This window comes from Pseudomonas sp. TNT2022 ID642 (assembly GCF_028656995.1).
In the GTDB taxonomy this organism is placed as follows: domain Bacteria; phylum Pseudomonadota; class Gammaproteobacteria; order Pseudomonadales; family Pseudomonadaceae; genus Aquipseudomonas.
The window spans coordinates 86603-108745 of the sequence record NZ_JAMDGW010000014.1 but is presented as its reverse complement, the minus strand read 5'-3'; the positions used below and the strand labels follow the sequence as shown (position 1 = coordinate 108745).

The 22143-nt window shown below is 59.7% G+C and carries 13 protein-coding genes; 3 read left to right on the top strand and 10 right to left on the bottom strand.

The genetic code is table 11. The features are described 5' to 3' along the window. Positions 1-48: 48 nt before the first annotated feature. Positions 49-1383, bottom strand: a complete 1335-nt coding sequence (locus tag M5G26_RS14640) for a phosphate ABC transporter substrate-binding/OmpA family protein (protein ID WP_273915800.1) — start codon at positions 1381-1383, stop codon at positions 49-51. Positions 1384-1560: 177 nt separating this feature from the next. After that, on the bottom strand, positions 1561-2373 hold the full coding sequence (gene xthA, locus M5G26_RS14635) for an exodeoxyribonuclease III (protein WP_123450839.1): 813 nt from the start codon (positions 2371-2373) through the stop codon (positions 1561-1563). Positions 2374-2694: 321 nt separating this feature from the next. Between xthA and M5G26_RS14630 the strand changes: the two genes are divergently transcribed. The 3 genes from M5G26_RS14630 to M5G26_RS14620 all read left to right on the top strand — a co-directional run bounded on the left by M5G26_RS14630 (position 2695) and on the right by M5G26_RS14620 (position 8810). Next, entirely contained in the window at positions 2695-3345 is a 651-nt protein-coding gene (locus M5G26_RS14630; RefSeq protein WP_134178259.1) for a GNAT family N-acetyltransferase, read from the top strand. A gap of 66 nt (positions 3346-3411) precedes the next feature. Next, positions 3412-5139, top strand: coding sequence for an autotransporter assembly complex protein TamA (locus M5G26_RS14625; RefSeq protein ID WP_273915799.1), 1728 nt, complete (start codon positions 3412-3414; stop codon positions 5137-5139). Next, on the top strand, positions 5136-8810 hold the full coding sequence (locus tag M5G26_RS14620) for a translocation/assembly module TamB domain-containing protein (protein WP_273915798.1): 3675 nt from the start codon (positions 5136-5138) through the stop codon (positions 8808-8810). The genes M5G26_RS14625 and M5G26_RS14620 overlap by 4 nt, the downstream gene beginning before the upstream one ends. 203 nt (positions 8811-9013) lie before the next feature. Here M5G26_RS14620 and M5G26_RS14615 read toward each other — a convergent pair whose 3' ends face one another. From M5G26_RS14615 to M5G26_RS14580, 8 genes are all read right to left on the bottom strand, one after another. Next, positions 9014-11500 (bottom strand): fimbria/pilus outer membrane usher protein, encoded by a 2487-nt coding sequence (locus tag M5G26_RS14615; protein ID WP_273915797.1) that lies wholly within the window; start codon positions 11498-11500, stop codon positions 9014-9016. 84 nt (positions 11501-11584) lie between these two features. After that, complete coding sequence (locus M5G26_RS14610; protein ID WP_273915796.1) at positions 11585-12334, bottom strand: fimbrial biogenesis chaperone; 750 nt, start codon at positions 12332-12334, stop codon at positions 11585-11587. 72 nt (positions 12335-12406) lie between these two features. Continuing rightward, the gene (locus M5G26_RS14605; RefSeq protein ID WP_099756666.1) at positions 12407-13003 is read right to left on the bottom strand and encodes a fimbrial protein; all 597 of its coding nucleotides are present in this window, start codon (positions 13001-13003) and stop codon (positions 12407-12409) included. Between the two features lie 109 nt (positions 13004-13112). After that, a complete protein-coding gene (locus M5G26_RS14600; RefSeq protein WP_273915795.1) occupies positions 13113-13760 on the bottom strand; it encodes a response regulator in 648 nt (215 codons plus the stop codon). A 22-nt stretch (positions 13761-13782) separates the two neighbouring features. Further along, the gene (locus M5G26_RS14595) at positions 13783-16947 is read right to left on the bottom strand and encodes a hybrid sensor histidine kinase/response regulator (RefSeq protein WP_273915794.1); all 3165 of its coding nucleotides are present in this window, start codon (positions 16945-16947) and stop codon (positions 13783-13785) included. A gap of 86 nt (positions 16948-17033) precedes the next feature. Continuing rightward, positions 17034-18221 (bottom strand): EAL domain-containing response regulator, encoded by a 1188-nt coding sequence (locus M5G26_RS14590; protein ID WP_273915793.1) that lies wholly within the window; start codon positions 18219-18221, stop codon positions 17034-17036. Then, positions 18208-21021, bottom strand: coding sequence for an ATP-binding protein (locus M5G26_RS14585; protein ID WP_273915848.1), 2814 nt, complete (start codon positions 21019-21021; stop codon positions 18208-18210). Before M5G26_RS14585 ends, M5G26_RS14590 begins: the two co-directional genes overlap by 14 nt. Before the next feature lie 94 nt (positions 21022-21115). Next, a complete protein-coding gene (locus M5G26_RS14580; RefSeq protein WP_150693896.1) occupies positions 21116-22120 on the bottom strand; it encodes a fimbrial protein in 1005 nt (334 codons plus the stop codon). Between the last annotated feature and the right edge of the window lie 23 nt (positions 22121-22143).

Below are 22143 nucleotides of genomic sequence, written 5' to 3'. Positions count from 1 at the left end.
TGGCTTGCCAGCGATGACGTAAGCCGGTTCAACCCATCAACATCAGGCTCAATACACCCAAACCTCAACCCGCCGATTCTTGATCCTCCCCTCATCCGCATTGTTCGCCGCCACCGGCATCAACGCGCCAAAGCCACGAACCTCACGCAATACCACGCCGTTCTTCACCAATTCCCGCCGCACCGCCATCGCCCGCAGCTTCGACAGCAGATCTGCCCGTGCCGGGTCATCCTTGGCATCACCAAACCCAACCAATGTTACCGCGCGCTCGGTCTTGTCATGGCGCTTTATATAGTCGAACACCCGCGCCAGATCCTGACGCGCCTTGTTATCGAGATTCGCGCTACCTTCTTCAAAACGGAAATTCACCGTCAGACGCTGGGCGTGACGGCTGAGGGATTGATAACCCTCGGGCATCAGCGCATTCGGCGCGACGCTCATGGCGTGCACGGTCTGACTGATGAAACCATTGGCCGCCACGATCGCCTGGCCCTGACGACTTTGCGCGAACGTCACCAACGCCTTCGCCCAAGGATTGTTGCTGTCGGGCGGCAGATAGAAGAACAAGCGCCGCGACAGTGGATAGTCTTCGGTAGCGATCAGGCTGTTGAGCGGCAGCATCGACTGCGATGCGCCATCGGCAATCGCCACGGCTTTGGCTTGGCGCACATAAGGCAAACCGATGAAACCGATGCCTTGCGGATCCGCGCTGACGGCGTCGGATAATTGTTCGCTGGACTCAAACCTTTTCGCAGCGCTGTTCAGACTTTTCCCACGCCGGCTGAGGACCAATTCCTTAAACGTGTCGTAGGTGCCGGATTGATCATCCCGTGCATATAAATGAATCGCACCGCCACGACCGCCGAGGTCTTCCCAGGTTTTCACCTCGCCGGCAAAGATCCGCGCCAGTTGCTCGGTGTCGAGTTGCTGCAATGGATTGTCGGGATGAAGAATGATCGCCAGGCCATCAATGGCGATGACTTGTTCGGCGCTGGGGCTTTTCAGATCGCCGAGCGATTGCAGGCTGAGCAGCTCACTGTCTTTGATCTCGCGAGAGGACGCCGCCAGATCGGCGCTGGCATTTTTCAACGCGGTGAAACCGGTGCTGGACCCGTGGGCGGCCACTTCAACGACCACACGTTTGCCTTGGGCGGTCTGGCCGACAATGCGCAATTCATTGGCGGTGTCCGGGGTTTCGCGGTGGATCTTCAGCAAACCCTGTTCCTGCAGCAGGCCTTCGACCAGTGCCGGGCCGAGTTCGGCGCCGATGGTGTTGGAGCCTTGAATGCGCAGCGCGGGGCCGTTTTCAGGAAGGGGCAGGGCGGCGGCAGAAACCGACAGCCACGCACTCAAGAGAAAAACGCACAGAACACGCAGGGTCATGCCGGCACCGAATCAAGCCAAGGGGATTGCCGGGGAGATTAAGTCAGGCGCATGACCGAAAGATGACAGATCAAAAGATCGCAGCCTTCGGCAGCTCCTACAGAGGAAGGCATTCCAAATGTAGGAGCTGCCGAAGGCTCGGGCCGCGATCGGACGATCTTTTGATCTTGGCTGATATCAGCTTAGTTCAAGCCAGATCGGCGCATGATCGGAAGGTTTTTCCATTCCGCGCAATTCATAGTCAACACCGGCGGCTTTGACCCGCGGCAACAAACCATGGGACGCCAGAATCACGTCAATGCGCAGGCCACGCTTCGGCTCATCTTCAAAGCCTCGGCTGCGGTAGTCGAACCAGCTGAACATGTCGGTCACGTCCGGGTTCAAGTGGCGATAGCTGTCGGTCAAACCCCAATTTTTCAGGCGCGCCATCCACTCGCGCTCTTCCGGCAGGAAGCTGCATTTACCGGTTTTCAGCCAGCGCTTCATGTTGTCCGGGCCGATGCCGATGTCGCAGTCTTCCGGGGAAATATTCACATCGCCCATCACCACCAGCGGCTGTTCGTTGTGGAACTGGCTTTCCAGCAGTGCTTGCAGATCACTGTAGAAACGCTGCTTGGCCGGGAACTTGGTTGGGTGGTCGCGGCTTTCACCCTGAGGGAAATAGCCGTTCATGATGGTCACCGGCACGCCATTGGCGTCGGCGAAGGTGCCCCAGATAAAGCGGCGCTGGGCGTCTTCTTCGTCGGTGGCGAAACCTTTGTGGATGGCGATCGGTTCCTGACGCGAGAGCATCGCCACGCCGTAATGGCCTTTCTGGCCATGGAAGTACACGTGGTAGCCGAGGGCGCGGACTTCTTCGAGCGGGAACTGATCGTCGTGGACCTTGGTTTCCTGCAGGCCGATCACGTCCGGCTGGTGTTTTTCGATCAGCGCTGCCAGCTGATGCGGACGGGCACGCAGTCCGTTGATGTTGAAGGAAACGATCTTCATGGTCGGCAGTCCTGGCAAAAGGGCGATGCTAGCTGACATGGGGGAGATGGGCCAGTGTGGGAGAAATCATTTTGGCCTGTGGGACATGTGTTGCCCCGGAGGGCCCCATCGCTGGCAAGCCAGCTCCCACAATGTCCGCGTCGTTCATAACATTCATGTACACCAGAGAAACCTGTGGGAGCTGGCTTGCCAGCGATGAGGCCAACCCGGTCGATGAAGATCCCGAGTTGGTCTATACCTGTGGGGAACCACGCCACCCGCAAAAGGTTCGTACCAACAAGAGCGCCGCCATTTGAACGCGCCCCGGGGAGAATCATCGTCATGCCTGAAACCCAGACCGCAATCGCCGACATTCATATGCTCGACCGCGGTTATTCCCGCGAAGCCCGCTCGCTGCTTTATCAGGCCTATCGCCACGAACCGACCTTCGGCTACCTGTTCGAAGCCGAGCGCCCCGGTTACGAACAGCGCGTGCGGGCAACGGTGCGCGAACTGGTCAAGCAACACTTTCTGCAGGACCTGCCCGCCATCGGCCTGTTGGTCAACGATCGCCTGATCGGCATCGCCCTGATCGCGCCACCGCAACGCCGTTTGGGCATCACCGAAAGCTGGGCGTGGCGCCTGCGCATGGTGCTCAGCACCGGTTTCCGCTGCACCCGCCGCTATCTCGAATATCACGACGCCGTGGCGGCCTGCGTGCCCAGCGATTCCGTGCACATGCTGCCGCTGCTGGGCATTCACCCGCAGTTCCAGGGCAAACATTTCGGCGAGCAACTGTTGAGCGCCGTGCACAACTGGTGCGCGGTCGACGAAACCTCGCAAGGCGTGGTACTCGACACCGGCAACCCACGCTATCTGGAATTCTACAAAAGGCAGGGTTACCAAGAGATCGGCGAAGTTGCCGTCGGCCCGGTGCGTGAACACGTATTTTTCCACGCCAATCCGCAGGTGTTACAAACTGCAACAGCATGACAATCGAACTTCTTGGGAAATTTCCTGTTCTATCACGCTCCCAAGCCCGTGATAGCATCCGCGCCTATGAAGTTTCCAGGAAGATTTACCAGTGGCGTGCTCCTGCTGTTAACCAGCTGCGCGGCGCTGGCGCAAAGTGAATTGGATGTGCGGATCAAACCGTCCAACGATGAACTCAAGGCCAATATAGAAGGCTATATCGGCAGCCTCGGCGATCGTGACGAAGAAGCCCTGCAGCGCTTCAGTCGCGGTGCCGAAGAGCAGGCGCGCAAAGCGGCCCAGGCGTTGGGCTACTACCAGCCGCAGATCGAAAGTGACGTCAAGGGCGGCGACAAGCCGCGCCTGGTGTTGAACATCGATCCCGGCGAGCCTATTCACCTGCGCAACGTCACCCTCCGTGTCGACGGCCCGGCTGCCTCCCTCAAATCCTTTCGTGTACCGAAAAGCGACGCGCTCAAGTCCGGTGCGGTGCTCAACCATGGCCGTTACGAAGACGCCAAAAGACTTATTCAGAATCAGGCTTCACGCTTCGGTTTCTTCAGTGGCCATTTCACCAGTCAAAAACTTATGGTCGACCCGCGCGCCGGGGTGGCCGACATCGAACTGATCTACGAAAGCGGCCCGCGTTATGCGCTGGGCAAAGTCAAATTCGAAGGCGACACGCCGTTCGACGAAGACCTGCTGCAACGCATGGTGCCGTTCAAGGAAGGCGAGCCGTACGATTCCGAGCTGATCGCTGAACTCAATCGCGACCTGCAATCGAGCGGCTATTTCGAAGGCGTGCGCGTCGATGCCGCACCGACGACAGCGAAAAATGACGTGATCCCGGTCGACGTCAAACTCGACACGCGCAAGCCGCGCACCATGGGCCTGGGCCTCGGTTACTCGACCGACGTCGGCCCGCGCATCAAAGCCAACTGGACACGCCACTGGGTCAACCCGCAAGGCGACAGTTATGGTTGGGAAGCCGAGCTGTCGGCGCCACGGCAAAACGTCGGGCTGTTCTACGACATCCCGCTCGACCCGCCGCTGACCGACAAATTGCGTTGGGCTGGCGGTTATCAGTTCGAAGACATCGACGGTTCCGACACGCTCAGCAAGCTGCTGACCTTCGGCCCGGAATGGCACAGCAAGTTGCCGAGCGGCTGGCAGCGGGTGATCTCGTTGAAATGGCAGCGTGAAGAATATGAACTCGGCGATGACTCCGGCCTGAGCACCTTGCTGATGCCCGGCATCAGTTACTCGTACCTGAAAAGCGACAACCGCATCGACCCGCACAACGGCTATCGCCTGAGCTTCGAAAGTAAAGTGGCGAAAGAAGGCGTCGGCTCGGACAACAACCTTTTATATGGCACCGCGCTGGTCAAAGGCCTGACCACGGTGTTCGACAAGCACCGCTTCCTTGGTCGCGTGCAGGTCGGCGGCAGCGCCACCAATGGTTACAATTCGGTGCCGCCGTCGCTGCGGTTCTTCGCAGGTGGCGATCAGAGCGTGCGCGGTTACGACTATCAGAGCCTGTCGCCGAAAAACTCCGACGGCGACCGGATCGGCGGGCGTTACATGGTCGCCGGCAGCGTCGAGTATCAATACTCGATCGCCGAAAAATGGCGCGTCGCGACTTTCGTCGATCAGGGCAACTCCTTCAACAAACTCGAACTGCCGAACCTCAAGACCGGGGTCGGTATTGGTGTGCGCTGGGTCTCGCCGGTGGGGCCGATCCGCCTCGACCTGGCCCACGCACTCGACGACGATGGCGGCATCCGGCTGCACTTTTCCATGGGGCCTGAGCTGTGAAGCGTGGTTTGAAAATTACGGCGCTGGCGTTGTTGGCGCTGGTGTTGTTGATTGTATTGAGTGTCACCGCCGTACTCGGCACGGCGGCCGGCAGCCGCTGGGTGCTGGGCCTCGTGCCGGGTCTGACAGTGGAGAATTTCCAGGGTCGTCTCGGCGGGCAGTGGAGCGCCGATCATCTGCTGTGGCAGCAGGACAGCAGCCGCGTCGAGCTGAACCAGGCGATCTTCGCCTGGTCGCCGCTGTGCCTGACGCGCATGACCCTGTGCATCGAGCAACTGCAGGCTGATCAGGTCATCCTGCAATTCCCGCCGAGTGAAGAAACCACCGAAAGCGGCCCGATCAAACTGCCGGATCTGCAATTGCCGGTGGCCATCGAACTGGGCGACGTAAAGGTCGGCAGTCTGCTGTTCAACGGCAGCGAACAGCTCAAGGGTTTGCAACTGGCAGCGCACTGGACTGCCCAGGGTATGCAGATTGAAAGCATCAAATTGCAGCGCGACGACCTCAGCCTGAACCTGTCCGGCACACTCACGCCGACCGGCAACTGGCCGCTGAACATCGCCGGTGACCTGACGTTGCCATCCCCGGGCACTGGGCCGTGGACACTGGCGTTGAAGGTTGATGGCGACCTGTTGAAAACCCTCAACCTGCACGCCGACAGCCGGGGTTACCTCGACGGCCAGTTGAGCGGCGAACTGCAACCGCTGGCGGAAAACCTGCCGGCCAAGGTGCGCATCACCTCCGAAGCGTTCAAGCCGAGCGCCGACCTGCCGGACACCTTGCAACTCAATCAATTGCTGCTGACCGGCGAAGGCGATCTGAAAAACGGTTACCAGCTCAACGGCAACGCCACGCTGCCCGCCGACAAAGGTCCGGTGGCGCTGTTGCTCAAAGGTAAAGTCGACGCCAGCGGCGCGCAGATTGCCGGTCTCGACCTGACAGCCAACGACAAGCAAAGCCTGAAACTCACGGGCAGCGTCGACTGGAGCAAAGGCCTCAGCGCCCAAGCCAACATCAACTGGCAGGACTTTCCGTGGCATCGGCTCTACAACGAAATCGACGAGCCACAAGTCGCCTTACGCACCTTTACTGGTGAAGTCTCCTACACCGACGGTCAGTACCTCGGTAACTTTGCCGCCGCGCTGGATGGCCCGGCGGGCGCGTTTACCCTGAGCAGTCCGTTCAGCGGCAGTCTTAAACAGATCGCTTTGCCGCAACTGAAAATGCAAGCCGGGCAGGGCAAGGCTGAAGGGCACGTCAACGTCCAGTTCGCCGATGGCATCGCCTGGGACACGGCGCTGGAGCTGTCGGCGCTCAATCCGGCGTACTGGGTCGCCGAGTTGCCGGGCACGTTGGCCGGGCCGCTGAAAAGCCAAGGCGAAATGAAGAATGAACGGCTGAGCCTCACCGCCGATCTCGACTTGAAAGGCAAGCTGCGCGGGCAACCGGCGATTCTCCAGGCCAAGGCTGACGGCGCTGGCGAACAGTGGAACCTCAACGCCCTGCAAATCCGCCTTGGCGACAACAGCATCAACGGCAAGGGCAGTCTGCAACAGAAGCTCACCGGGCAGATCGACATCAAGCTGTCGCGTCTGGCCCAGCTCTGGCCGCAGCTGCGCGGCCAGGTCACCGGTCAGGTCAATGTGGCCGGTACGTTGAAGGCGCCGCAGGGCAAACTCGACCTGCAAGGTTCGCAACTGGCCTTCCAGGACAATCGCCTGCAAAGCCTCAACCTCGATGCCACCCTCGACAGTGCGCAGCGGGCAAAGATTGATCTGAAGGGCAGCGGCATTCAGGCCGGCGACACCAACTTGGGTGTGCTGACCGCGAGTGCTCAGGGCGACATCAAGAACCAGAAACTCAACCTCGACCTGATCGGGCCGAAGCTGAAACTCGCCCTGGGTCTGGACGGCAATCTGGACAAAGGCAACTGGCGTGGGCGCCTGGCCAGCGGCGATATTCAGGCCGGCGGCCAGGACTGGAAACTGCAGAATCCGGCCAAACTGGAACGTCTGGCTGACGGCAAAATCAACTTCGGCGCGCATTGCTGGATGTCCGGCAATGCCAGTCTGTGCGGTGAAGATCAACGGCTGATGCCGGAACCGAAACTGCGCTATCACCTCAAGCAATTCCCGATCGAAAGCCTCGCGCAATGGCTGCCCAAAGACTTCGCCTGGCAAGGCAAACTCAACGCCGACCTGCAACTGGATCTGCCGGCCAGCGGCCCCAACGGCGTGGTCAGCATCGACGCCAGCGGTGGCACCTTGCGCATGAAGGAAAAGGATCAGTGGCTGGATTTCCCCTACCAGACGCTGAAACTCACCAGCAAACTCACGCCCAAGCGCGTCGACACCGAACTCAATTTCGTCGGCGGCAAACTGGGCGAATTGATGGTGCAGGCGCAGCTCAATCCACTGCCGAAAAACAAACCGCTGAGCGGCTCGTTCCGTCTCAGCGGGCTGGATCTGTCGGTGGCGCGGCCGTTTGTGCCGATGGTCGAAAAACTCACCGGGCGCCTGAATGGCAGTGGCACGATTTCCGGCGGATTGCTTGCACCGCTGGTCAACGGCACCGTGCAACTCAGCGACGGCGAAGTGTCCGGCGCCGAGTTGCCGATGGAGCTGCAGAACCTGCAACTCACCGCCCTGATTGCCGGCGAATCGGTACGCCTCGACGGCGGCTGGAAAAGCGGCAAGAGCGGGCAGGGCAGCCTGAACGGTAACGTCGCCTGGGGCCAGGCGCTGGTGGTCGATCTGGCTTTGAAAGGCACGCAGTTGCCGGTCACCGTCGAGCCGTACGCGAAACTTGAAGTGGCGCCGGACCTGAAGATTTCCATGGCCGGCGACGAACTGAAGATCGCCGGCAAAGTGCAGGTGCCCAAAGGCGAAATTACCGTGCGTGAATTGCCGCCATCAACGGTAAAAGTCTCCGATGACACGATCATCGTCGGCGCGCAGACCGAAGAGGGCAAACCACCGATGGCGATGAAAATGGACATCGACGTGGTGGTCGGCGAAGACAAACTGGCCTTCGCCGGTTTTGGCCTGACCGCCAATGTGCAAGGTCATGTGCACATCGGCGACAACATGGACACCCGTGGCGAGTTGTGGCTCAACGACGGCCGCTACAGTGCCTACGGCCAGCGCCTGCAAGTGCGGCGTGCACGTCTGTTGTTCGCCGGCCCCCTCGATCAGCCGTATCTGGACATCGAAGCGATCCGCCAAACCGACGACGTGATCGCCGGTATTCGCCTGAGCGGCAGCGCCGAGCAGCCGACCACACAGATCTTCTCCGAGCCGGCGATGAGTCAGGAGCAGGCGTTGTCCTATCTGGTCTTGGGTCGTCCGCTGAGCACCAACGGCGAAGACAACAACATGCTCGCGCAAGCGGCGTTGGGTCTGGGCCTGATGGGCAGTTCCGGGGTCACCAGCAGCCTGGCCAAGGATCTGGGGATTCAGGACTTTCAGCTCGACACGGCAGGCAGCGGCGATGCCACCAGTGTTGTGGCCAGCGGCAATATTACCGAGAAGCTCAGTTTGCGTTATGGCGTTGGCGTGTTTGAACCGGCCAGCACTATTGCGCTGCGCTACAAGCTGAGCAAGAAGGTCTATGTCGAAGCGGCGAGTGGCGTCGCCAGTTCGCTGGATATTTTCTACAAGCGGGATTTCTAGACCGTAACTGGTTATTTGAACCGAGGCGCGGCCTTCGCGAGCAGGCTCGCTCCCACATTCGATCTGTGCCAGGCACGGATTTGTGTTCGCTGGCCCCCCCCTGTGGGAGCGAGCCTGCTCGCGAAGGCGTCTTCTCATTCATCGATGATGCTGAAGCTGCCGACCTCTTCGCGATCAGGCTCGTTGCTGATTTGATCTTGGATTTACTGGGACGGACGGCACACCAGCGAGGCCCGCTCGTAGTTCAACGCCTTGTCACGTTCAGGTAACGCATACGGTGCTTCACAACGCTGGCCTTGCCAATTGATCGTGAGCGTCCCGGTGTCGCTTTCCACCAGCGCCAGCGCCTTGCCACTCGGGTCGGAGATTGCCAGTTGCTTACCGGCGCCATCTTCCAGCGCCGCACCAAACGGGATCGGCCGGTGCTGCGCATCGAACAAGGCGAATTGCACCCGCCGCCCGGTCTTGCTCGCATAGCGCGCCAGCACCACCGCACCACGGCGCGGCACCACTTGCCGGGTCGCGTTATCGATTTCAATATCACCACCCAGATCGCGGGTGTCGAGGTTGATCCAGTTGACCCGATAGGGTTGCGCATTGGGCACCACGGCATAGCCATTACGCCCGGTTTTCGCCCCGGAGAAGCTGCCGATTTTCACCCCGGACACTCCTTCGACCTGCGCCAGCGCAAACGTCTCACCCACGGTCTGGCCCAGGTTGATCCCGCCGCCGTGACCGACGATCGAGCCGGCCAGATTAAGGTTCTGCGAGTTGTAGCCGCGCCCCTGGCTGTAACCGGCGCTGATATCCATCACCGATGTTCGCGTGCTGATATTGGCCGAACCGCTGCTGCCACCAGTGCTGCTGTTGCCGCCTTGCACCGAGTAATAAGTGTCGCTGTCTTCCGTCAGGTAGCCGTTGATCCCGACCTGAGTGCTGTCGGTGGCTTTCTGTGTGCTGGCGGAAACGAACGCTCGCGGCGCGCGCGGTTTTGAACCCAGCGGGAACGACAGCGACAGATTGACCAAAGTGTCATTGTTCGCCGGCCCATAGTTGCCGACATCCTTGGTGTAAGTCGCGCCGAGGTTGTAGCTGACATCACCCCAATAATTGCTGTAACCCGCCGACAGGCTTTGCGATCCGCCGCGCCCCCAATAACGCTGGTCGCTGGCGTTGAGGTAGACGCTGCCAAATTGCTGGTTACTCCCCAGGCTCTGGTTGACGGTCAGGTCGGTGCGGGTTTTCGAGTTGCCCGTGCGTTTTTCGCCCTCGTGGCTCAGCTCCTCGACGTGCTCAGTGAGGGTGCGATAGCCCTCGGTCGAATAGCGATAGGCGGCGAGGGTGAAGCTGGTGTCGGTGCCGGTAAATGTCTTGGCGTACAGCGCGCGCAAACTGTTGCCTTTGACCACTTGGCCAAAGGTGCGGCTGGCGGAGTGCGTCACGTCCAGTGACACGGCGCCGATCGGCGTATTACGCCCGGCGCCCACGGACAGCGCCTGAAAATTCTCGGTCGCCTGCACGCCGACGATGCCGGACAAGTTGCTGCTGATGCCATAGGCCAGCGTGCTGCTGACAAACTGCGGCGACTGTTGATCGTCGCTGTTGCTGTTGTAGCGGCCGGCCGAGACGCTGTACTTCAACTGCCCCTGGCGCACCATGATCGGCAGGCTGGAAAACGCCTGCACGGTCACCCGGCGCTGGCCGTCGGCCTCGATAATCGTGATTTCCAGATCGCCGTTGGAACCGCTGGGATAGATATCGCTGATCTCGAAAGGGCCCGGCGGCACGTTGGTGGTGTAGAGGATGTAGTTGTTCTGACGAATTTCCACCGTGGCGCTGGACTGGGCAATCCCGCGAATCACTGGCGCATAGCCGCGCTCGCTGTCGGCGCGCATGCCGTCATCGGAGGCCAGTTTCAGGCCGCGATAGCGCACGCTGTCGAACAGGTCGGCGTCGGAGAAAATATCGCCGGCACTGAACTGGCCTTTCAACGCGGTCAGGTCATGTTGCAGATAGCTGCGGTTGCTCTTGAAGGTGCTTGGCTGGCCCGTACTGCTGTTGAAGTTGGACTCGTTGCGCAGGCGCCAGCCACCGAAGTTGATGCCGTTGCGCAGGCCGATGTTATTGGAGATCGTATTGGCCGTTTGCGTGCTGTTACGGTTGCTGCTCAGCTGATAGTTGATGAACGCTGCAGGCACGCCGTCGTCCCACAACGCCGGGTCGACATAACCCCGTCGACCGCGTTCCATGGCGCTTTGCGGCACGCTGACCAGCAGGCGCAGGCGTGGCACGTCGTAACGCACGCTGGCATGCTCAATCAGTGCGGGCAGGTCGAGGCAGGCGTTCGGGTCGTCAGCGTTGAGTTTGCCGCTGGCTTGCAACTTGGCGATGTCGACGCCCAACTGCTGGACCATTTCCAGGGTCAGGCAGGCCTGGATCTTGCCGTTGCCGGGGTGGCGGCGGAAGTCGATGTCGCGACGACCGACCAGCGTGTCGTTGCTGTAGAGGTCAACCCGGTAGTTGCCGGGCAGCACGCTGTTGCTGGCGAGCAGCGATTGCACATCGACAGTCGACGCGGCACCTTGCAGAAACGACGTGTTGAACTGTTCATCGCCGTCAGCCTGGCACGCCGTGCTGATAGCCGAGGCGATCAACAACGACGTCAAACCGTCGCGTTTGAGTAAAAACATGCAGGAACCCTATATCACCTCCGATACGAACTAACGGAGCGAAGAGAAATACAGTGAAAGTGTGCGATCAGAGCGATTCGCGAGTTATGGCGTTTCTTTCTTTGGACTGGCGCTGGTGTCGGCGCTGTTGGAAAGTTGCGCGGTAAAACGATCTTGTGCGCCATAGTCGTTAATGCTGCTGAACAACAAATTTGCCGCATTAGTTGAATGAAGTTGTTTGAGGGCGAACTCTTTGCGTTCGCCGGGGGCGATCATCATCGAATCAAACGGGTGCTCGCTGAGTGCGCCGGATTGCAGGGTGATATCGGCAATCGACACGTGATACAGGCCGGGATTGTTTACCACCAGCACGCTTTTGCCGGCGCGCTCGGCCAGGCGCCAGGTCAATTCGCTCGGCGCCAGATAGGCGTTGTTTTTCAGGCCGGCGGGGCGGAAGAACACCTTGATGCGCTGGCGCACGGCAAGCTGCAAAGTGTTCTGGGTCTTCGCGTTCTGCGGGATTTCCTGCACGTTGAGCCAGACCACCGATTCGCGGTCGCTCGGCATGCCGGTGCCTTCGTAGATGACCCGCAGTATTTGCTGTTCGTCGCCGCTGACGCGCACCAACGGCGGCGTAACCGCAAACGGCACGGAAGCGGATTCGCTGGCATCGGTGTCGATCCACGACTGGACCAGGACATCTGCACCGCTGTTACGTACGGTGATGCCGGCTTCCTTGTGCTGGCCGTCGAAGACCAGGCGGGTGCTGCTCAAGGAAATGCCGGCGGTGGCCTGATTGACCACGAACAGGCCCAGCAGGCCTGCGCAAAAGGACAATGAGTGACGATAAAACATGATGGTTACCGCGCAAGTGATTGAAAGCGCGGGGCCGCGTGGCCCCGCACCGGGCTCGAGCATTCGCGCGGGTTATTCGTATTGCAGGGTGAACGGCAGGGTGGCATCGCCGCGACCGGCAACGGCAGTTGCCACGTCGGCGGTGGTGACGTAGGCGGCCGAGAATTTCAGCGTGGTGTTGCTGTCTTGCAGGGTGTTTTCGATCTTCGCGGTGGATGGCGAGCTCAGGTCGATCAACGCGCCATTGGAGTCGAGCAAGGCGATACCGATGTTCTTCGCAGCGCCCAGGCCGTCGATCAGCTTCAGCACTTTGGTCCCGGCAACGATGCCCGAGCCTGCGCCCTTGGTCGGTTCGAAAATCATCGCCACTTTTGTGCCGGCGTTGCAGTTGATCTTCATGTCGAAGTTTTCGGCGCTCAGGGTGCCGTTGCCTTTAGGTGCAGTGGCGGTGCCCATGTCCTTGATCGACACTTCGCCCATGTTGACCGAAATGGTTTTGTTGCTTCCGGCGCCTTCAACCGAGCAGGCATCGTTGTTGATGGTGCCGGTGAAATTGATGGTGCCGCTACCAGCCTTGGTCGGGGTTGGGGCCGGTGGATCTTCTGCCAGAGCGTTGCCGGCAGCGGCAATGATCGAAAGGGCGAGAAGTGCGCGAGTCAGCTTTTTCATGTTGTTTTCCAATGGTTGGGGTTAAAACAACAACACGATATAGCGCGCACTTTTGCTGGAACATCAGACGATTCCTAGAAGTCGTCTTTAACTAGGGTGTCATTACCTGTTAGTTAAACAAGTTGCGCTCTATGCAATAAGCCAATAATTCCTGATCACTGCTGACTTCAAGTTTGCGCATTGCCGATATTTTTTGCGTACTGATGGTTTTAGCACTTCTGTTCAAGTAACGGGCAATGTCGTTGACGCCTTGGCCCTGAACGAACAAACGCAGAATTTCATGTTCCTTGGGCGACAACCGGGAAAACCGTTCATCCAGATCAGCGCCGTCGTTCACTACAGATGTCGGCGCGGGTGCCTGCCAGCGCACCGGGTTGCCTTTGGCGATGGCTTTGAGTGCGGTCTCGATTTCGTCGTGCAACTGGTTTTTCTGAATGACTGCCAGCACACCCAGTTCCTGCAGGCGCGTCAGGATCAATGGATTGGAAATCATCGTCAGTACCAGCACTCGAACCTTGGGAAAGTGCCTTATCAGGTACTCCACCAGTTTCAGGCCGTCACCGTAAGGCGAATCGGCGGGCATGTTGAAGTCGGTGATCAACAGATCTACAGGCTTGGTCTCCAGCAGCTGGATCAGCTCATCGGAGCCAACGGCTTCGCCCACCACGCGAAAGCGTTGGTCACGCTCGACCAGTTCCCGCACCCCCAGCAGCACGATGGGATGATCATCGGCAATGACAACGTTGAAGGTTTCCATGAGTGATTTATCCAGAGTGAAGTTATTCGAGGGAGTCGAGCAGATCTTGCAGCCGCGTCAGATTCTGTCGCACCGCCACGGCCAGAGCGGGCGTCACGGCCATACCGGTCAAGCGACATTCCAGCTCGACAAACGCGCTGGCCAAGGCGTTGATCTGCACTGCCCCTAGCGCCCCCGCCATGCCGTGCAGTTGCTGCGCGACGCTGTTGGCGTCGGCCGCATCCAGTGCCGCCAGGGTGGTCTGAATATCCTGGCGCAGGGTGGTGACAAACAACTCGCGCATTTTTGCCGATAGCGGCGGCGGGGTATCGATAACGGGGGCAACAGCGATTTTGCAATGCTGCTCAAGTTGCGTGCGCAGGGTAGCGAGGTTCAGCGGCTTGACCATCCACGCGTTCATGCCGACGGCGGCGCAGCGTTCGCCTTCTTCGCGCAGGGCGTTGGCGGTGACGCCGATGATCGGCAGCGTTGCGTCCTGTTGGCGTACCGCTTCGGCCAGTCGGTAACCGTTCATGACCGGCATGTTGACGTCGGTCAGCAGCAGATCGAAGCGGCCGGGCGCCCACTGCGCCAAGGCTTGTTCGCCATTCGCGGCGACGACCACCGAGCAGCCGAGGGCTTCCAGTTGTTCCTTGATGATCGCCGCGTTGATCACGTTGTCTTCGGCCACCAGCACCTGCAGATTCAGGGGGCGGGTCTTTGCCTGCAACGAGGCGGGGCGCTGCGCATTGGCGCCGTTTTGTGCCAGATAAATAGCCCAGGCAATCGCTCGCACATCGTCGGCATCGACCGCCCAGTCTTCACCGCTTGGCTGCGCCGGATTGGGGCCGCCCGGAATGGCGAGGATCCGTGGCCCGCTCCAGTGCGGAGCGTTGTCGAGAGGCGTGAGGTCCACCAGCAGCGCCGAGGATGGTGGCATCTCGGTCGTTACCAAGCGGCAATCCAGACCAAAACGGTTCAGCCACGCCATCAGGTGCAGCGCCAGTTCGCTGATCGGTGCACGTACATAAACGGCGGGGCTGCCAGTCACGAAAGCGGGGCAGTCGGCCAATGCGCCCGGCACGTTCTCCAGCGTGAGTTGCAGGGTAAAACTGCTGCCCAGTCCCGGTTCGCTGACCACGCTCAACTTCCCTAGCATCAACTCGCACAGCCATTTGCAAATGGCCAGGCCCAGACCCGCGCCGGCCTGACTGTCGGCATCGTTGACCTGATAGAACGGGTCGAACAATTGCTGTTGCTGCGCCGGGGAAATCCCCACCCCCGAGTCGCTGACCTGCCATTGCACTTCGGCGCTGCCAGTAATGTTTTGCACCACGCGCACGCGCAGCACCACGCGACCGTTGTCGGTGAACTTGATCGCGTTGCTCAGCAGGTTGTTGAGGATCTGGCGGATGCGCAACGGGTCACCGCGCAGTTGATCCGGCAAGCCCGAATCGATGCAGGCATACAGTTGCAGGCCTTTGGCGCGGGCAAATGCGCTGTAAGTACGCACGACATCTTCAGTCAGCTCCAGCGGGCAGAAGTCCTGAAGCTCAAGGGTCATTTGCCCGGCCTCGATCTTCGACACATCCAGCACATCGCTGATCAGCTTGAACAGGCTGGCGGAGGAACGCTGGATGGTGTCCAGATAATCCTGCTGGCGTGGGGCGAGCGGTGTCAGCCCGAGCAATTCGAGGGTGCCCAGCACGCCGTAGAGCGGGGTACGAATTTCATGGCTCATGGTGGCGAGGAAGCGGCTCTTGGCCTGGTTGGCCGAGTCGGCGGCCTGACGGGCTTCTTCCAGGGCGGCGGCGTCTTCGATATGCCGGGTCACGTCATGCAACGCACACAACCAGGCATCCTGGCCTTGATAGCGCGTCGAGACGAAAGCCAGATGCAGATGACGCCCGTCGATCTCGAGATCGGCATGGCCGGACTCGCTGTGTGACTTGAGCAGGCTCATCAAACGACTGCTGTCGTGCCATTGCTGGGCGCGCTGATTTTCCAGAAGCACGTGGTGATCACTGCGGCGAATCACACAGAGGCCGATCGGTGCGGTGTCGATCACCGCACGGCTGAAGGCCTCACTTTCGGCAATGCTCGCGTGGGCACTTTGGGCGGGAATGATCACGCGCGCGGTGTACCAGCGATTGATGGCCCGACCGCAACCGAGCAACGCCAACACCACCGCCAACAGGCACAGCAATGGCCACAACGCATAGCTGAGAAAACTGCGCAGGCTGATGACGTAGATTGCGGTCCAGTGTTGCTCGCCGGGGCTGCTCAGTTTGAACACCAGGCCGTCACGGTCGAAATTTATCCCCTCATCCAGTTCCTGGTCGGATCTCTGTGCGCCGGTCAAGACCACGCCGGCCGGGGTGATCAAGGTGAAGTCATCGTAGATCGACCACTCCATCAATCGCTCGATGTTGTTGACCTGGGACAGTTTCAGCAACGTGCCGAGCACCACCCAGGAATCGGCGCCCTCGATCGCCTGCATAGGCTGGAGCAGATTGATCCTGACGTAGGCCAGCAGCGTCGGCGTTGCCTCGTTGTCCTGAGTAGACGGGTAGGGCACCCAATGCACTTGATGATCAGCGACTGCTGACTGCTCGCGTGCATGCTGGTTCACCTGGCTCATGACTTGGGCAAACGCGCCGATCTGCATCGGGCCGGCACCGCGCAAGCGCCCGGCGGAGGGCACGGCCACGTCGAAATTGTCGGGGCCATTGAGCAGGATCACTTGCGGCGACTGATAGTGCGATGCCGCCCAGAACGCGCTGTAGTAGGCGGCCAGATAACTGCCCAGCGCGAAAACCTTGGGGTATTGGTCGGCGGCGATTCTCTGCGGATCGATCTTTACACTGAACGGCAGTGAAAACGGCAAGCCGCGACCTTCATAGATATTCGGGCCTTCATCGGGCAGCAGCTTTTGCGAATAGGTGGGCAACACCACCAAAGGGAAATATTGGCCTTTGGCACTGGCCTGGGAGATATCGCGCAGGAACACTTCCTGCTCATGGATATTTTCCATCAACCGGGCGAAGTGAAACTGCAGGGTGTCGCGCTGCTCTTCGAGCATGCGCTGCACGCCCAGATAGCTGATGCCCAACAGCAGCAATACCAAGGCGCCGAGCAGCAGCAGACTTTTGTTCAAACGCAGCGAACTGCTGGCCAGTTTGTCCAGAAATGCATTGGTATGCGGCATTACAGCGCCTGACCAGCGGTGATGGAGCAGCCTTGGGACACAGTGACCTCGGTAGCGAGCGACGTTCAATAATAGCCACGTGCCGCTCACCAGGCGTTCGCCGGCCCGTCGTGGGTCAGCAAGTGCTGGAACTGATCGGTTGAAACGGCGTGGGAGATCAGGAAACCCTGAACCTGAGTGCAGTCGATTTTACGCAACAGAGCAAGTTCTTGTGCGGTTTCTACACCTTCGGCCACCACGGTCAGACCCAATTGTCGACCGAGGCTGACAATGCTGGTCAGCGCCTGCGCGAGTTCGGCGTTGGCGTTGCAGCCTTGCACCAGCGCGCGGTCGATTTTCAGTTCGGTGAACGGCGCCGACACCAGGTTCATGTACGAGCTGTAGCCCTTGCCGAAATCATCCTGCGACAGACCGAAACCCTTGATCCGCAGACGGCACGCGCCAGCGTAGAAATTGCTGATGTCATCGGGCACCGAGCACTCCATCAACTCGAAACAGATCCGCGCGGGCAAGCCTTGATGGGCAAGCACGAAAGCGAGGATGCGGTCGGGCAGGTCGTGGCTGTTGAGCAGGTGCGTGGGCAGGTTGACCGAAACCGGAATGTCATAGCCCTGTTCGCGCCAGGTCGCTTGGGCGGCGATCGCCTGTTTCAGCACGCACCAGAGCAACGGCTCTTCGAGACCGAACGCAATCAACGCCGGCAAAAATACCCCGGGCAGCAGCGTGCCATGTTCAGGATGATTCCAGCGTACCAGCGCTTCGGCGGCGACGATCCGGCCATTGTTCAAAGCCTTCTTCGGTTGAAACCAGGCTTGCAGTTCACCGTTGTCGAGGGCGTTGCAAATACTCTGGCGATCGATGCCGGGATGGATCGCCGCCGGGACGTTTTGGCGCAACGCCTGCAATTGATCGATCAGGCAACGCAGGGCGGCAGCATTCACCGGTTTGGAAATCAGCCCGATGACTTTCACTTGCAGGTTGCTCGCCACCAGGCTCGCGCCCATCAGCATGCGTCGTGAGGCGGCGCTCATGATCGCCAGTGCCGGGCGCGAACGTTGCGCGGCGAGGCCCTGAATGAATTGCACACCGTCCATGCCCGGCATCAGCAGGTCGGTGAGCACCAGATCGAAATCACGTTGTTTCAGGCAGTCCAGCGCTTCTTCGCCGTCCTTGGCGCACGCCAGATCGAAGTCGCCCAACTCGCTGAACAGGTTCTGCAAATACAGGTGCTGGAAGGGGTGATCTTCGACAATCAGAATGCTACAGGGCTTCATGGACGACTCGTTCGTAGGGAGCCAGGACAGCGAACAAGGCTCGTAGCGTAAAAGGTTTGACCAGGCAGTGATTCATGCCCGCAGCCAGGCACAGCGCATCCTCACCGCGCAGGGCGTTGGCGGTCGCGCCGATGATCGGGATGCTGCAACCGAGGCGCCGCAGGGCTTTGGCCAGTTCGTAGCCGTTGAGTCGGGGCATGTTGACGTCAGTCAGGACGATGTCGAACGCAGCGTCGGGCCACAGCGACAAGGCCTCTTCGCCATCGCTGGCCAGCGCTACGGTGCAGCCCAGTTCTTCGAGCTGATCGCGCAGGATCAACTGATTGATGACGTTGTCTTCGGCCACCAGAATGTGCAGGCGCAACGGACGCAGGGCATGGGGTTCACTGTCTTGCGGGCGGTGAACGATCTGGCCGCTCTGGGCCTGGCGAACGGCGCGTTGGATCGCCAGCAGATCATTCAGATTGACCTGCCAACCGTCGCCGCTGAACTGCGGCTCATGGGCGCCGTCACCGCTGGCGAGTACGCGCGGGCCACGCCATGCCAGGTTCGGGCGCTGTCCGAAGGCTGCGGGGTACAGTTCCAGCAGCACCGCCGTCGCATCAGGCTCGATGCCGTCCGGTGCGCCGATATGCGCGCGGGCGCCCCAGCGGCGCAACCAGCCACTGATGCTGTCGGCCAGTTCGCGCACGGGCGAAACGACATAGATGAGGTCCGCGGCCAAGGGCGGCAAAGCAGTAGAGGGTGCGTTGCCGCAGCGTTGCTCCAGCGGCACGCTGAGGGAAAAACTGCTGCCCAGGCCCGGCTCGCTGACCATGCGCAGAGTGCCGTTCATCAAGTGCGTCAGACGTTGGCAAATGGGCAGACCGAGGCCCGTGCCGGCGACCACATTGGTGTTGCCGGCGGTCTGGTAGAACGGCTCGAAAATGAACGCCTGATCGTCATGGGCGATGCCTTTGCCGGTGTCGGAAACCTGCCATTGCAGGCACACGCGTTCGCCTTCGCGAGCGAGCAGTCTGACCCGCAATACCACGCGCCCGGAATCGGTGAACTTGACCGCGTTGCTCAGCAGATTATTGAGGATCTGCCGTACGCGGCTGACATCCCCCAGCAGGCAATCGGGCAGTTGCGGATCGAGGCAGGCATAGAGTTGCAGGCCTTTGCTTTGCGCGGCGGCGGCATAGCCTTGCACCACTTCGTGCACCAGTTCCGGGACGGAAAACTCGCTCAGCTCCAGCGCCAATTGCCCGGCCTCGATCTTCGACACATCGAGCACGTCGCAAATCAACTGCAACAAGGTGGCCGATGATCCTTCGATCGCGCGCAGGTAACTTTTCTGCTGAGTGTCCAGTTGCGTGCGCGCGAGCAACTCCAGGGTGCCCAGCACGCCGTAGAGCGGGGTGCGTATTTCGTGGCTCATGGTCGCCAGAAACAAAGTCTTGGCTTCGTTGGCGGCATCGGCCGATTGGCGTGCCTGTTCCAGTGCTGCTTCGATCTGTCGCCGAGCGCTGATGTCACTGAACGCACAGAGCAAGACGTCTTCACCTTTGTAGCGGGTCGGCGCACAGCTCAGGTACAGGTGACGACCGTCGGCAGTCTCGAAGTAATCGGTCAGGCACGGCGAGTGTTGGTCGAACGCATCGCGGATCCAGCCGGCGCCCAGTTGCTCGCTGCACGGGCCGAGCCATTGCCGAGCGAGGGTGTTATCCAGCACCACTTGGCCGTCACTGCGGCGCAGCACGCACAGCGCCACCGGCGCGGTCTGAATCACGTCGCGGCTGAACAGTTCGCTTTCCACCAGCGCCTGAATGCGCTGGATCGCCGGGGTGATGAAACGATGCTCCAGACGACGGACCAACAGGCACACCAGGCTGATACTCAACACGCAGAACAGCAGCGCGCCGAGCATTTGTGGCCACAGGGCGCGCAGCACCGCCAGCAAGTCGATGGAGTAAGTCAGCTGCCAGTCCGAGGATTTCAGCTGCTTGCGCAACACCAATTGCTCGGGCAGCCAGCCATCGCCGACGAAGCCGAAGAAATCCTGTTGTCGCAGCAACGGCAGGTGCTGTTCTGGCGGTGGTTTGTGGCTGTTGCTGAACAGCGGTTTGCCTTGGGAGTTGAACATGGTGAACTCGCCGGCACTGTGGTCGTTCAGGGCGCTGGAGACTTCGCGGTCGTCCATTTCCAGGCCGAGCCAGCCGGAGTTGATATCGCGCGCGTCTAGACGAATGAAGATGTATAGCTGCGAGTGGCCGTCGGCGGCATGGGTCAGCCAGAGTTCTTTGACGTTGCCGCTGTTGTGGTGCTTGAGGGTCTGCAGTTGTTCGAGCATGGTCTCGGGGACACGGCCGATCACCGCGGTTGCGTTGTACAGCCGCAACACTTGGGTCCGGGGGCCGCTGCTGACGTAGACCAGGTTGAGCTGCCGGGCCTTGAGGTAATCGCGCATGCGTCGGGTCAGCCAGATGCTCCATTGCTGCCCCGGCGCTTGCCCGAGCAGCAGGCGGATCTCTTCCTCGGAGACCGGCAAATCCATGTTGGCCATGTGCGTAGCCGACAGGCTCAGGCTTTCCAGCAGTGCTTCGCGGGTGGTGAAAAAGGTATGTGCTTCGGCGATGGCGCTGCTCATGTAGCTGCGCCGTTGGGAAATCTCATTGTTGAAGGTAAACAGCAGAAAGCTGTAGACGCCGCCGAGAATGCCCACCAGCAGCACCAGGGCAAAAATGCGCAGCAGACGCCGCGCCGCATCGGGCGAGGACAGGATCGGGCTGATCTGGTGGAGGTAGTTCTTCAATCGCATCCCGGCACAGTAGAAGCGGCCGGGCATGATGAAAATCAGACGATTCTTAAAGAGAGCTGCGCAAACAATTGGCTATAGCAACGCATCAATGGATTCAAAGGTAACTCATTACAAATGCAATCGTTGCGTTGGCTGTTCCGGCGCGCATGCCCTTGTCAAACCCACCATTGCCACCTGTTTCAGCGACGCGAAAGTAACGAGCGCTCAGGGGGATCTTCAAGTTGCCTCCCACAGAGGGATAGTCTGCGAATACATAGCTTTGATTTAAAACCAAGGGGTTTCCATCGCTATTGAGTACTTGCAAAGCCACACCCTGAGCAGTCGAATCTGCACTCAGCTGTACGATACCCCTCGTGGAATTTTGCGAGGGAGAAGTTGGGGTAGGCTTGAGTGTATAAGTTACTTTTTTTATGCCTGGCGGACAATTGTTAAGGCTGATGTCAAATTTGACCAGCTCAGAATATGCTCCGTTGTGGGCAAAGCTACTCATGTCATGCGACCCCATGTCTACTTTGATGTCAGGCGTTTCACAGGATTGAGGCACAATCGTTGTGCCATTGGTCGCCATTGCTAGTGGTGATACACCATCTGCATGGAAAGTCCCCAGTGTTCCTGCCGGGATTTTCTGTACATCGATTACATCCGCTATTTTGAATAGTCGTAGCACGTGTCTTGTGGTGTCCCATCCGTACCCGCCCGCTGCTCGGCGAATAGCCGGATAAATGGGTATGGTTATACCTTCTCTGAAGGACCACTGCCATGCGAGCCCGGTGTTTCCGATTGCGTAAACAAGGTCACCCGATTTAGACACACCGACGTTGTTCTGAACACCATATGAAAACTCGTTAGTACATCTATACGAGCTGGGCGTAGGTCCAAGTGTTAATGAAGGACTTTCATATATTACGGTGCCGTTAGGTGTATCACGAGGAATCGAAAGTGTAGTGGGTAATTGCATAGTGAGAGTTGTTTGATGATGACCCGGGAAGAACGAGCAATTAGCCGCGCCTGCGTAGCTGGGCGCGAAAAGTAACGACAGACATAGCGTGTGAATCATTTTCGTTAGCTGGAGCAGGCGCTGGAGTTTGAAACGCTTCATGAAGGGGTTTACGTAATTGGCCA

Excerpts from the sequence above, each read along its gene's own strand:
- M5G26_RS14640 (WP_273915800.1), bottom strand. The coding sequence starts at position 1,383 with ATGACCCTGCGTGTTCTGTGCGTTTTTCTCTTGAGTGCGTGGCTGTCG.
- xthA (WP_123450839.1), bottom strand. The coding sequence starts at position 2,373 with ATGAAGATCGTTTCCTTCAACATCAACGGACTGCGTGCCCGTCCGCAT.
- M5G26_RS14630 (WP_134178259.1), top strand. The coding sequence starts at position 2,695 with ATGCCTGAAACCCAGACCGCAATCGCCGACATTCATATGCTCGACCGC.
- M5G26_RS14625 (WP_273915799.1), top strand. The coding sequence starts at position 3,412 with ATGAAGTTTCCAGGAAGATTTACCAGTGGCGTGCTCCTGCTGTTAACC.
- M5G26_RS14615 (WP_273915797.1), bottom strand. The coding sequence starts at position 11,500 with ATGTTTTTACTCAAACGCGACGGTTTGACGTCGTTGTTGATCGCCTCG.
- M5G26_RS14610 (WP_273915796.1), bottom strand. The coding sequence starts at position 12,334 with ATGTTTTATCGTCACTCATTGTCCTTTTGCGCAGGCCTGCTGGGCCTG.
- M5G26_RS14605 (WP_099756666.1), bottom strand. The coding sequence starts at position 13,003 with ATGAAAAAGCTGACTCGCGCACTTCTCGCCCTTTCGATCATTGCCGCT.
- M5G26_RS14600 (WP_273915795.1), bottom strand. The coding sequence starts at position 13,760 with ATGGAAACCTTCAACGTTGTCATTGCCGATGATCATCCCATCGTGCTG.
- M5G26_RS14595 (WP_273915794.1), bottom strand. The coding sequence starts at position 16,947 with ATGCCGCATACCAATGCATTTCTGGACAAACTGGCCAGCAGTTCGCTG.
- M5G26_RS14590 (WP_273915793.1), bottom strand. The coding sequence starts at position 18,221 with ATGAAGCCCTGTAGCATTCTGATTGTCGAAGATCACCCCTTCCAGCAC.
- M5G26_RS14585 (WP_273915848.1), bottom strand. The coding sequence starts at position 21,021 with ATGCGATTGAAGAACTACCTCCACCAGATCAGCCCGATCCTGTCCTCG.
- M5G26_RS14580 (WP_150693896.1), bottom strand. The coding sequence starts at position 22,120 with ATGAAGCGTTTCAAACTCCAGCGCCTGCTCCAGCTAACGAAAATGATT.